The organism is Streptomyces caatingaensis (assembly GCF_001187435.1).
GTDB classification, from domain to species: Bacteria; Actinomycetota; Actinomycetes; order Streptomycetales; family Streptomycetaceae; genus Streptomyces; species Streptomyces caatingaensis.
Window position 1 is genome coordinate 318,108 of record NZ_LFXA01000009.1, and the last position, 12,167, is coordinate 330,274.

The 12,167-nt window shown below is 72.6% G+C and carries 10 protein-coding genes; all 10 read left to right on the forward strand.

Annotated elements, in window-relative coordinates; genetic code table 11:
• Positions 1–178 precede the first annotated feature (178 nt).
• The 10 genes from AC230_RS14715 (at position 179) to AC230_RS14760 (ending at position 12,105) form a co-directional block, all read left to right on the forward strand.
• Positions 179–1,504 (forward strand): DUF6716 putative glycosyltransferase, encoded by a 1,326-nt coding sequence (locus tag AC230_RS14715; RefSeq protein ID WP_241833226.1) that lies wholly within the window; start codon positions 179–181, stop codon positions 1,502–1,504.
• Positions 1,504–2,838, forward strand: coding sequence for an acylneuraminate cytidylyltransferase (locus AC230_RS14720; protein WP_078871252.1), 1,335 nt, complete (start codon positions 1,504–1,506; stop codon positions 2,836–2,838). Before AC230_RS14715 ends, AC230_RS14720 begins: the two co-directional genes overlap by 1 nt.
• Before the next feature lie 41 nt (positions 2,839–2,879).
• On the forward strand, positions 2,880–3,815 hold the full coding sequence (locus AC230_RS14725) for an N-acetylneuraminate synthase family protein (RefSeq protein WP_049716626.1): 936 nt from the start codon (positions 2,880–2,882) through the stop codon (positions 3,813–3,815).
• A gap of 11 nt (positions 3,816–3,826) precedes the next feature.
• The gene (locus AC230_RS14730; RefSeq protein WP_049716627.1) at positions 3,827–5,017 is read left to right on the forward strand and encodes a hypothetical protein; all 1,191 of its coding nucleotides are present in this window, start codon (positions 3,827–3,829) and stop codon (positions 5,015–5,017) included.
• A 153-nt stretch (positions 5,018–5,170) separates the two neighbouring features.
• Positions 5,171–6,400 (forward strand): amidohydrolase, encoded by a 1,230-nt coding sequence (locus AC230_RS14735; protein WP_049716628.1) that lies wholly within the window; start codon positions 5,171–5,173, stop codon positions 6,398–6,400.
• A 132-nt stretch (positions 6,401–6,532) separates the two neighbouring features.
• Positions 6,533–7,564: a BMP family lipoprotein gene (locus AC230_RS14740; RefSeq protein WP_049716629.1), complete on the forward strand. Its 1,032-nt coding sequence runs from the start codon at positions 6,533–6,535 to the stop codon at positions 7,562–7,564.
• A gap of 206 nt (positions 7,565–7,770) precedes the next feature.
• A complete protein-coding gene (locus tag AC230_RS14745) occupies positions 7,771–9,321 on the forward strand; it encodes an ABC transporter ATP-binding protein (RefSeq protein ID WP_107082137.1) in 1,551 nt (516 codons plus the stop codon).
• Positions 9,321–10,427: an ABC transporter permease gene (locus AC230_RS14750; protein WP_049717015.1), complete on the forward strand. Its 1,107-nt coding sequence runs from the start codon at positions 9,321–9,323 to the stop codon at positions 10,425–10,427. Before AC230_RS14745 ends, AC230_RS14750 begins: the two co-directional genes overlap by 1 nt.
• Positions 10,424–11,713 (forward strand): ABC transporter permease, encoded by a 1,290-nt coding sequence (locus AC230_RS14755; protein WP_049716631.1) that lies wholly within the window; start codon positions 10,424–10,426, stop codon positions 11,711–11,713. The genes AC230_RS14750 and AC230_RS14755 overlap by 4 nt, the downstream gene beginning before the upstream one ends.
• Complete coding sequence (locus AC230_RS14760; RefSeq protein ID WP_078871254.1) at positions 11,710–12,105, forward strand: cytidine deaminase; 396 nt, start codon at positions 11,710–11,712, stop codon at positions 12,103–12,105. The genes AC230_RS14755 and AC230_RS14760 overlap by 4 nt, the downstream gene beginning before the upstream one ends.
• The last annotated feature ends 62 nt before the right edge of the window (positions 12,106–12,167 follow it).

Sequence of the window (12,167 nt, forward strand, 5' to 3'; positions counted from 1 at the left end):
GGTAGGCGGCGTCCCGGCATTCGCCCTGTCCGCAGGCGCAAGGGGAAGTGAACGACGCGCGGCGGAATGATGAACCGGGCGCGCCCGCGCGGCGATTCTCCGTGCGTCGGCGTGCTGTTCACCGCTTGTTGCGCCCGTGTTGGCCGGCCAATCCGAATCAATTCCTATCGTCGGAGCCGTGCCCTCAGCGCCTTCACACACCGAATCCCCGCCCCGGATCGCCGTCCTCGCCGATTCCGACACCCGGTGGAAATGGGGAGCGCTCACCGCGCGACGGCTCGCGCCCGGCGCCCGCCCGGACGGATTCCTGCTCCGGGGGCGCGCGACCCCCACCCCGCGCCAGCTCGCCGAAGTCGGCGTGGACTGGACGCGGTTGACGGAGACCACCGGACCGGAGTTCGCCGCCGCGGCGGATCCCGCGCGGTACGACGTCGTCCTGCTCGCCTGCGTCGGCGGCGCGGTGCAGGCCCTGCTGCACGGGCTGGCCCATGCCTGGCGCGGCGCGCCGCGGCGGCCGGCGGTCGTGACGGGGTACGTGGGCGTCGTCTACGAAAAGCTCGCCGACGGGCTGCTGTTGCGGCACGGCGCCGACCTCGTCCTCGCCAACTCCCGCCACGACGCGGAGCGGTTCCGCGCCGTGTACGAGGGGGTGGGCGCCGACGCCGCGGGCGTCACCCAGTGCGCGCTGCCGTTCCTGGAGGGGGCGCCGTACGAGCCCGCCGGGCCCGGAATCCGGCCGTACACCGTCGTGTTCGCCGCCCAGCCCTCCGTCCCCGAACGCCGCGAGGACCGGCGCTACCTGCTGGAGCGGGCCGTACGCCACGCACGGCTGCACCCGCGCCGCGAGGTCCTGGTCAAGCTGCGCAGCCGTCCCGGCGAGCACACCACGCACGTCGAGGAACTGCCGTACCAGCGGCTCGCGGCGCGGCTGCCGGGTGGGCTGCCCGCCAACTGCCGCCTGGTGTACGGCACCATGGGCGGCGTCCTGGACCGCACCGACCTGCTGGTGACGGTCAGCTCCACGGCCGCCCTGGAGGCCCTGCACCGGGGGATCCCCACCGCCGTCCTCACCGACCTCGGCGTGCGCGAGCAGCTCGGCAACCACCACTTCCTCGGCTCCGGCTGCCTGGTCTCCTGGGACCGGATCGATTCCGGCCACCTGCCCAAGCCCGAACCGGAGTGGCTCGCCCGCCAAGGGGTCGCCACCGAGGGGGCGTTCGAGGCGGCGCGACGGCGCGTCGCCGAGCTGCTCGCGCCCCCCGGGCCGCCGCCGCTCGCCCCGTACTACACGCCGGAAACGGCCCCCGGCTACCTGCCCGGCATCCTCGCCCGCCACGGCTTCGACCCGGCCGGCCGCCCGCTGCCGGGACGCGCGGCACCGCCGGACGGGGAAGGGGCGCTGCGCCGCGCCGCCCGGGGCGCCCTGCGGGAGGCGGCGCGCGGTGCCTACCGGCACGGCGTGCAGCGCGTGGCGCCGGTGATCCGGCGGATGGGGGAGCTGTGATGGCCGCGCACGTCGGGACGGACGGGTCCGCCGGGTCGGAGGGGTACGGCGGGACGGACGCGCGTACCGTTCCCGTCCCGCGTGCCCGAGAGCAATCCCCTGAGCCGCACGCCCAGCCGCACGCCGAGCCGTACGGAGCGCCCTACGTCCTCGCCGTCGTCCCCGCCCGCGGCGGGTCCAAGGGCGTGCCCGGCAAGAACCTCGCCCGGGTCGGCGGCGTGCCGCTGGTCGTCCGGGCCGTCCGGGCCTGCCGCGCGGCGGCCCGCGTCACCGGCGTCGTCGTGTCGACCGACGACGACGCCGTCGCGGCCGCCGCCCGGGAGGCCGGCGCCGGCGTGGTCCGGCGGCCCGCGGAGCTCGCCGGGGACACGGCGAGCAGCGAGTCCGCGGTGCTGCACGCCCTGGACGCCCACGAGGCGGCCGGCGGCCGGACGCCCGACGTCGTCCTGCTGGTGCAGTGCACGAGCCCCTTCCTGACCGCCGGGGACGTCGACGCGGTGACCGCCGCCGTCACCGACGGCGGCGCCGACAGCGCGCTGACCGTCGCCCCCTTCCACGGTTTCGTCTGGCGCTCGCCGGGCACCGCCGAAGTGGCCGGAAACCGCGCATCCGGCGACGGTGCCCACGGCGTCAACCACGACGAGAAGCACCGGCCCCGGCGTCAGGACCGGCCCCAGGACCTCCTGGAGACCGGGGCCGCCTACGCGATGCGCACCGCCGGCCTCCGCGCCGCCCGCCACCGCTTCTTCGGCCGCACGGAGGCCGTCCCCACCGACCCCGCCCGCGTCCTGGAGATCGACTCCCCGGACGACCTGGCCCGCGCCCGCGCCCTGGCGCCCCTGCTCGACGCCCCGGACTTCCCGGCCCGGGACGCCGTCGACGCCGTCGTGCTCGACTTCGACGGCACCCAGACCGACGACCGCGTCCTCGTCGACGCCGACGGCCGCGAGCTCGTCGCCGTCCACCGCGGCGACGGACTCGGCGTGGCCGCCCTGCGCCGCGCGGGGCTGGCCCTGCTGATCCTCTCCACGGAGGCGAACGCGGTCGTCGCCACCCGCGCCCGCAAGCTGGGGGTGCCGGTGGTGCACGGCACCGACACCAAGGACGCCGTGCTCAAGCAGTGGTGCGACGAGCGCGGCATCGATCCCGCGCGGGTGCTCTACGCCGGCAACGACGTCAACGACCTGCCCTGCCTCCGCATGGTCGGCTGGCCCGTGGCCGTCGCCGACGCCCACCCCGCCGTACGCGACGCCGCGCGGGCCGTCACCCGCGCCCCGGGCGGCCGCGGCGCCGTCCGCGAGATCGCCGGCCGGCTCCTCGGCCCCGAGCTGTGACCACGTCCCCCTCTCCGCCCCCGCACGTAAGGAACCGCTCCATGACCCCCACCGGCGCCTCCCCGCGCACCCGCCTCCTCGGTGACCGTCCCGTGGGCCCCGGCCACCCCGTCTACGTCACCGGCGAGATCGGCATCAACCACAACGGCGACCTGGACACGGCCCTCGCCCTCGTCGACGCCGCGGCCGACGCCGGCTGCGACGCCGTCAAGTTCCAGAAGCGCACCCCCGAGATCTGCACCCCGCGCGACCAGTGGGAGGTCGAACGCGACACCCCCTGGGGGCGGATGAGCTACATCGACTACCGCCACCGGGTGGAGTTCGGCGAGGACGAGTACCGCACGATCGACCGGCACTGCCGGGAGCGCGGGATCGCCTGGTTCGCCTCGCCCTGGGACGTGGAGTCCGTCGCCTTCCTGGAGAAGTTCGACGTCCCCGCCCACAAGGTCGCCTCCGCCTCCCTCACCGACGACGAACTGCTGCGGACGCTGCGCTCCACCGGGCGCACCGTCGTGCTCTCCACCGGGATGTCCACGCCCGCGCAGATCCGGCACGCGGTCGAGGTGCTCGGCAGCGGGAACGTCCTGCTGTGCCACGCCACTTCCACGTATCCGGCGCGGGCCGCCGAACTCAACCTCCGCGTGATCCACACCCTTCAGGCCGAGTACCCCAACGTCCCCATCGGCTACTCCGGCCACGAGACGGGCCTGCAGACCACGCTGGCCGCCGTCGCGCTGGGCGCCTGCCTCGTCGAGCGGCACATCACCCTGGACCGCGCGATGTGGGGCTCGGACCAGGCCGCCTCCGTCGAACCCGGGGGCCTGGCACGGCTGGTGCGCGACGTACGCGTCGTCGAGGAGGCGCTAGGCGACGGGATCAAGCGGGTCTACGACAGCGAGCTCGCCCCGATGCGCAAGCTGCGCCGCGTCGCGGGCGTCGTCGAGCCGTCCGCCGGCCGCGCCGTCGCCGCGGTGTGACGGGCCCGCCGATGCCCGACGAATCCCCCGCCGGCACCCTCGCCTTCGTCGAGAGCCCGGTCCAGCTCCTCAACGTCCTCGAGTGGGCGCACCGCCGGGCGCACGGCGCACCGCGCGACGGCCGGCTCCCCGTCCCGCCGGCGGGCGGTTCCGTGCCCCTCCAGCGCACCGGCGACGCGGATCCGCGCGGCGCCGGCGCCGCCCCGGACGCCCCGGAGGGCGCGGGCGGTCCCGCCGGGCTGGTGATCGTCGTGCTCGCGCCGCACGACCCGATGACCCGTGGCCAGCTCCGCCGCATGGCCGAACTCGCCCGTGACCAGGGCTTCGGACTGCGCTGGGAGGAGGCGCGCGGGGGCGCCGGCGCGCCCCTGCGCACCGTCGGCTCCCTCGCCGGTCCGCTGCGCGCCGCGGACCGCATCGTGATCGGGGATCCCTTCTCGCGCTACGTCCAACTGCTGCTGTCCCTCGCCCGGCCGAGGACGCTGGTGGTGGTGGACGACGGGACGGCGACGATGGAGTTCGCGGCCCAACTCGCGCGTGGGGAACGGTTCGTGCGCTGGCACCGGCCCTGCGGCGCACAGGGGGCGCGTGACCTCGTCTTCGCGCCGGTGTCCGCTTCGGCGCGCCGGATGCTCACCCCGAACGACCGCCGGAGCGTCGAGCTGTTCACCTCCATGCCGGTCGAACCGCCCCCGGGCGTGGCGGTCACCGCCAACGGCTTCGCCTGGACGCGGGCCGCGTTCGGCCCGCCGCGGCTGACCCGCTCCACGGATGTGGTGGGAACGTCCCTGGTCGAGACGGGTGTCGTCGAGGCCGGACGCTATCTGGAGGCCGTCGGCGCCCTGGTCGCCGCGCACGGCGCGACACGGTACTTCGCGCACCGCCGCGAGAGCACGGACAAACTGCGCCTGATAGCCGGGCGGCTGGGCCTGGAGGTCGTGCGCCCCGAGCTGCCGCTGGAGCTGGTCGCCCGCCGCGGGCCCCTGGGGCGTACCGTGCTGAGCTTCCCGTCCACCGTCGTGCACACCCTCCCGCTCGCCCTCGCCGGCACCGGGGTCACCGTCGCCGTCTGCGACGTCGACCCCTCCTGGCTCACCGCGCACGCCTCGCCCCGGGCGCACGGCTTACTCGCCCGCGTCACCGGGAGCGCACGGCACGCGCGCCGTCTACCGCAGATGTCCGCCCCGGCGCGCACCACCTGACAGTGTCTCGCAAAGGTACGCCGTAAATACGGGTCATACCCCCCTGGTCACCCATCCATGCGGCTGAACTTTTCGCGATCGGAGGGCAGTTGCCCCGCGCGGGGCCCTACTCTTCAGAGGGTGAAGCAACTGACGCCCTGTGATGCCGCTCCTGTGACCCCTGTTGGCGATCTTGAAGGTGCTCCCGCCGGCCCGCTCCCGGGTCTGCTCCCGCCCGGCCTGGAGGCCGAACTCATCGAGTTCCGGCGGGACTTGCACATGCACCCCGAGCTCGGCAACCGCGAGTTCCGCACCACCGCGGCGATCAGGGCCAGGCTGGAGAGGGCCGGACTGCGTCCGCGGACGCTTCCGGCGGGCACGGGGCTCCTCTGCGACGTCGGGCGCCCCCGCCCCGGGGCCGAGCGCCGCCCGGTGCTGGCCGTCCGGGCCGACCTCGACGCGCTGCCGATCCCGGACACCAAGACGGTGCCGTACCGCTCGACCGTGCCGGGCGCCGCCCACGCCTGCGGGCACGACGTGCACACCACCATCGTCCTGGGCACCGGGCTGGTGCTCGCCGGGCTGGCGGAGCAGGGGCTGCTGCCGCACCCGGTGCGGCTGGTGTTCCAGCCCGCCGAGGAGGTGATGCCGGGCGGCGCGCTCAAGGCCATCGACGCCGGCGCGCTGGAGGGGGTCGGGCGGATCGTCGCCGTCCACTGCGACCCCAAGGTCGAGGTGGGCCGCCTCGGGCTGCGCACCGGGCCGATCACCTCCGCCTGCGACAAGCTGGAGGTCCTCCTGGACGGCCCCGGCGGCCACACCGCCCGCCCGCACCTGAGCACCGACATGGTGACCGCCGCCGCCCGGGTGGCCACCGAGGTGCCGGCCCTGCTGAACCGCAGGATCGACACCCGCGCCGGCCTCGCGGTCACCTGGGGCCGGCTCCAGACCGGGCACGCGCCCAACGTCATCCCGCAGCACGCCGAGCTCTCCGGCACCGTCCGCTGCCTGGACATCGACGCCTGGCGGGACGCGCCCGACCTGGTGCACGCCGCGGTGGACGAGGTCGCCTCGCTGCACCGCGCCAAGTCGCAGATCAACTACGTCCGGGGCGTCCCGCCCGTGGTGAACGACCAGGAGGTGGCCGCGCTGCTGGGCCGCGCCATGACCGCCCGGCGCGGCGCGGAGGCGGTGGAGGACACCCAGCAGAGCCTCGGCGGGGAGGACTTCTCCTGGTACCTGGAGCACGTCCCGGGGGCCATGGCCAGGCTCGGGGTGCGGCCCGTGGGGGACACCTCGCGGCGCGACATCCACTGCGGTGACTTCGACGTGGACGAGGGTGCCATCCGGGTCGGTGTGGAGCTTTTTACAGCCGTGGCGCTCCTGGATCGCCCCAATTTGTAGGTTTCTCCGACAACAGTTCGGTTAGCGACGATCCGATAACGGCTTCCGGCTACCCCTTTTCAGGCCATCTACGCGCGTTACGATCCCGTCGAAACCAGCGCCAATGGAGGCGCTTCGAGTGAAGGGGCCCTCGTGCGCCGGGTATCCACGATCACTGTCGCGAGCATCGCCACCGCGGCTCTCGCTTTCACCCTCACCGCCTGTGGTGAGTCGTCCACCGAGTCCGGTGGGGGCAAGAACAAGGGCCTCGGCCTCGCCTTCGACGTCGGCGGCCGTGACGACCACTCCTTCAACGAGTCCGCCGCCCGCGGCGCGGACAGGGCGGAGAAGGAGCTGGGCATCAAGAACAAGATGATGACCGCCAAGAACAGCGAGACCGAGGCCGAGCGCGAGCAGCGCCTCAACTCCCTGGCGGAGGCGGGCTACAACCCCGTCATCGGCGTCGGCTTCAACTACCAGAAGTCCGTCGAGAAGGTCGCCAAGGACCACCCGGACACCACCTTCGCCGTGGTGGACTCGGTCGCCGCCGGCAAGAACGTGGAGAGCATCACCTTCGGCGAGCACGAGGGCTCCTACCTCGCGGGATACGCCGCGGCCCTGAAGTCCAAGACCCACAAGGTCGGCTTCATCGGCGGCGTGAACAACGCGCTGATCCAGAAGTTCCAGGCGGGTTACGAGCAGGGCGTCAAGGCCGCCGACCCCAAGGCGCAGGTCGTCTCGCAGTACCTGTACCCGAACAACGACAAGGGCTTCAACGACCCGGCCGCGGCCAAGGACAAGGCCAAGGGCATGCTCGACTCGGGCATCGACGTGATCTACACGGCCGCCGGCCTCTCCGGCAACGGCTCCATCGAGGCCATCGCCGGGAAGAAGGACGCCTGGGCCATCGGTGTGGACTCCGACCAGTACCAGCAGCCGGGCCTGGAGAAGTACAAGGACCACATCCTCACCTCCGTCGTGAAGAACGTGGACGTCGCGGTCTTCGACCTCATCAAGAGCGTCAAGGACGGCAAGCCGATCACCGGGCAGAAGACCTACCTGCTGAAGGACGGCGGCGTCTCGCTGGCCACCTCGGGCGGCTTCATCGACGACATCAAGGACAAGCTCGACGCCGCGAAGAAGGACGTCGTGGACGGCAAGGTCAAGGTCAAGACCCAGCCGTGACCCCCGGTCGGCACCGGCCGGCCGTACCGAACGGTTGAGCGGGCCCGGCGAGGGGACTTCCCCCGCCGGGCCCGCTCATGCGAGGGTCAACGCTACGCGCGTAGCGTCGAGTTGGCCCGTACAGCGTCGCCCCTTCCCGCTCCCTTCCCCGAGGAGAGTGCGCCATCGAAGCGTCACAGGAGTCCAGCGGTACCACCGCCCCCGCGGTGGAACTCGCCGGCATCACCAAGCGGTTCCCCGGAGTCGTGGCCAACCACGACATCCACCTCACGGTCCGCCGCGGCACCGTCCACGCCCTCTGCGGCGAGAACGGTGCCGGCAAGTCCACCCTGATGAAGATCCTCTACGGCATGCAGAAGCCGGACGAGGGCACGATCACCCTCGACGGGGAGCAGGTCAGCCTGCACTCGCCGGCCGACGCCATCGCGCGCGGCATCGGCATGGTGCACCAGCACTTCATGCTGGCCGACAACCTCACCGTCCTGGAGAACGTCGTCCTCGGCGCCGAGAAGCTGCACGGCATCGGCGCCAGGGCCCGCGCGAGGATCAAGGAGATCTCCGACGCGTACGGGCTGGGCGTGCGTCCGGACGTCCTCGTCGAGGACCTCGGCGTCGCCGACCGCCAGCGCGTGGAGATCCTCAAGGTCCTCTACCGCGGCGCCCGGACGCTCATCCTCGACGAGCCGACCGCGGTCCTGGTGCCGCAGGAGGTCAGCGCGCTCTTCGACAACCTGCGCGAGCTCAAGTCCGAGGGCCTGACCGTCATCTTCATCTCGCACAAGCTCGGCGAGGTGCTCTCCGTCGCGGACGACATCACCGTCATCCGCCGCGGCACCACCGTCGGCACCGCGGTCCCCAGCGAGACCACGCCCAAGCAGCTCGCGGAGCTGATGGTCGGCGAGGAACTGCCCTCGCCGGAGACCCGTGAGTCCACCGTCACCGACACCCCGATGCTCACCGTCGAGGGCCTGCACCTGTCGGCCACCGACTCCGACGGCGTGGTGCGCACGGTGCTGGACGGCATCGAGTTCACCATCCACAAGGGCGAAGTCCTGGGCCTCGCGGGCGTGGAGGGCAACGGCCAGGCCGAACTCGTCGAAGCGATCATGGGCATGCGCGACCCGGACGCCGGCACCGTCACGCTCGACGGCGCCGAGATCACCCACGCGCCCACCCGCAAGCGGCGCGAGGGCGGCATCGGCTACATCCCCGAGGACCGCCACCGGCACGGCCTGCTGCTGGAGGCCCCGCTGTGGGAGAACCGCATCCTGGGCCACGTCACCGAGAAGCCCAACAGCAAGGGCTTCTTCCTCGACAACAAGGCGGCGCGCGCCGACACCGAGCGGATCGTCCGCGACTTCGACGTCCGCACCCCCGGCATCGAGGTCACCGCGGCCTCGCTCTCCGGCGGCAACCAGCAGAAGCTGATCGTCGGCCGCGAGATGAGCCACCACCCCAAGCTGCTGATCGCCGCGCACCCCACCCGGGGCGTGGACGTCGGCGCCCAGGCGCAGATCTGGGACCAGATCCGCGAGGCGCGCCGCGAGGGGCTCGCGGTGCTGCTGATCTCCGCCGACCTGGACGAGCTGATCGGGCTCTCCGACACCCTGCGGGTGATGTTCCGCGGCCGCCTGGTCGCCGACGCCGACCCCGCCACCATCACCCCGGAGGAGTTGGGCTCGGCCATGACCGGCGCCGCTACCGGCCACCTGGAGCACGAGGAGCACGAGGAGAGCGAAGGGGGCGAGTCCAAGTGATCAAGAAGTTCGACAGGAACAAGGTCGTCCTGGCCGTCGCCGCCCCGCTCCTGGCGATCGTGGCCGCCATCGCGATCACCTCCGTCATCATCGCGGCGACGGGCAAGGACCCCTTCCACGCCTACCAGGTGATGGTGGACTTCGGCTCGAAGAGCGACAGCCAGGTCTGGATCATCAACAAGGCGACGCCGTACTACCTTTCCGCGCTGGCCGTGGCCATCGGCTTCCGGATGAACCTCTTCAACATCGGTGTCGACGGCCAGTACCGCATCGCGGCCTTCTTCGCCGCCGTCGTCGGCGGGGCGCTCACCCTGCCCGGCATCGTCCAGATCCCGGTGATCATCATCGTGGCGATGGCGGTCGGCGCGGTCTGGGCCGGCATCGCCGGCCTGCTGAAGACCACCCGCGGCGTCAACGAGGTGATCAGCACGATCATGCTCAACGCCATCGGCGCCTCGGTCATCGGCTACTTCCTCCAGGACGGCCGGCTGGCGAAGAAGGAGGGCAACCTGATCCACACGCCCTACCTGCCGGACTCCGCGCACTTCTTCGAGATCCCGACGACGCCCAAGCCCGTCTACGGCTTCGTCGTGATCGCCGCCGTCGCCGGTCTCGCCTACTGGTTCCTGCTGGGCCGCACCCGCTTCGGCTTCGACCTGCGCACCGTCGGCCGGTCCGAGTCGGCGGCCCAGGCGAGCGGTGTGAGCGTCAAGCGCATGGTCGTCACCTCGATGGTGCTCTCGGGTGCCGTCGCCGGCCTCGTCGGCATGCCGACCCTGCTCGGCGTCTCGTACAACTACGGCACCGACTTCCCCACCGGCATCGGCTTCACCGGTATCGCCATCGCGCTGCTCGGCCGCAACCACCCCGTCGGCATGGCGCTCGGCGCCCTGCTCTGGGGCTTCCTCGAACGCACCGGCACCCAGCTCGAGTTCGAGGGCTACGCGCAGGAGATCGTCGGCGTGATCCAGGGCGTCATCGTCCTCTGCGTCGTCATCGCCTACGAGATCGTGCGGCGCTACGGCCTCAAGACCCAGCAGCGCAAGGTCGGCGAGGAGCTCGCCGCCCGGGCGCGCAAGAGCGACAAGGCGGAGGCAGCCGCATGAGTACGACCTTCACCTCCGGTCTCGCCGAACGGCTGACCGGCAAGAACAAGGGCGACGGCGGCCGGCGCCTCACCTACCCGGTGGTCCTGCTGATCATCGCGGGCGGACTGATCCTCCTCTCCGCGCTGCGGGCGCTCACCGGCGCCGACGACCTGACCAGCTCGGGCCAGTTCGGCTCCGCGCTGGCGGCGGCCGTGCCGATCGGCCTCGCCGGCCTCGGCGGACTGTGGGCCGAGCGCGCGGGCGTGGTCAACATCGGCCTCGAAGGCATGATGATGCTCGGCGCCTTCGCCGCCGGCTGGATGGGCTGGCAGCACGGCCCCTGGCTGGCGGCCGTCGCCGGCGTCGTCGGCGGCGCGCTCGGCGGTCTCATCCACGCCGTCGCCACTGTCACCTTCGGCGTGGACCACATCATCTCCGGTGTGGCCATGAACATCCTGGCCCTGGGCGTCACCCAGTACTTCGCCAAGCTCTGGTTCGGCGCCGAGGGCAGCGAGGCCCAGCGGGCCGGCGGCAACGACAAGCAGTCGCCCGTCATGGACAACATGCCGGACTTCTCCGTCCCCGGCCTGTCCGGCTGGCTCCAGTCCGTCGAGAAGCACCACTGGTTCCTCGTCTCCGACGTCGCCGGCGTCCTGCGCGGCCTCGTCACCGACGTCTCCTGGCTGACGATCGTCGCGGCGCTGCTCTTCGCCGGCACCTTCTTCGTGCTCTGGCGCTCGGCCTTCGGCCTGCGCCTGCGCTCCTGCGGCGAGAGCCCGGTGGCCGCCGAGTCCCTCGGCGTGAACGTCTACACCTACAAGTACGCGGCCGTCGTCGTCTCCGGCGCCATGGCCGGCCTCGGCGGCGCGTTCCTCGCCATCGGCACGCACATGTACTCCGACGGCCAGACCGGCGGGCGCGGCTACATCGGCCTCGCCACGATGATCTCCGGCAACTGGCGGCCGGGCGGCGTGGCCATGAGCGCCGGCCTGTTCGGCTTCATGGACAGCCTCCAGCTCCGCTCCGGCGGCCCGACCGTCCACGCGCTGCTGCTCCTCATCGCGGTGCTCCTCGTCGGCTTCGCGGCCTGGCGCTTCAAGAGCGGCAAGGTCAGGCCGGCGATCGGGGCGGCCGTGGTGGCCGCGCTGCTGTTCGTCTGGTTCGCGCTGACGAAGACGGTGCCGCTGGAGTTCGTGGACGCCACGCCGTACGTCGTCACGCTGCTGGTGCTGTCGCTGTTCTCGCAACGGCTGCGCATGCCGAAGGCGGACGGCAAGCCCTACCGGAAGGGACAGGGCAAGTGACCTCTCCCCAGCTCTGGGAGGACCTGCGCGCGCACGCCCGGGACGCCATGTCCCGGGCCTACGCCCCGTACTCCGGCTTTCCCGTCGGTGCCGCGGCCGTCGTCGACGACGGCCGCGTGGTCACCGGCTGCAACGTGGAGAACGCGGCGTACGGCGTCGCCCTGTGCGCCGAGTGCGGCCTGATCTCCGCCCTCTTCTCCTCCGGCGGCGGCCGGCTCACCGCCTTCACCTGCTGCGACCGCCACGGCAACGTCCTCATGCCGTGCGGCCGCTGCCGCCAGCTCCTGTGGGAGCACGGCGGGCCGGAGCTGGAGGTCGACACGGCCTCGGGCGTCCGCCCGCTGGCGGAGCTGCTGCCGGATGCGTTTGGGCCCGCCGACCTGAATCGTTGAAGATGTCCTCAAGCGCCGGACGGGAGGGGCTGCGGCCCAGCCCGTCCGGGTCACTTTCCGAC

Coding starts and splice junctions, on each gene's coding strand:
- AC230_RS14730 (WP_049716627.1), top strand. CDS start 3,827: ATGCCCGACGAATCCCCCGCCGGCACCCTCGCCTTCGTCGAGAGCCCG.
- AC230_RS14720 (WP_078871252.1), top strand. CDS start 1,504: ATGGCCGCGCACGTCGGGACGGACGGGTCCGCCGGGTCGGAGGGGTAC.
- AC230_RS14755 (WP_049716631.1), top strand. CDS start 10,424: ATGAGTACGACCTTCACCTCCGGTCTCGCCGAACGGCTGACCGGCAAG.
- AC230_RS14725 (WP_049716626.1), top strand. CDS start 2,880: ATGACCCCCACCGGCGCCTCCCCGCGCACCCGCCTCCTCGGTGACCGT.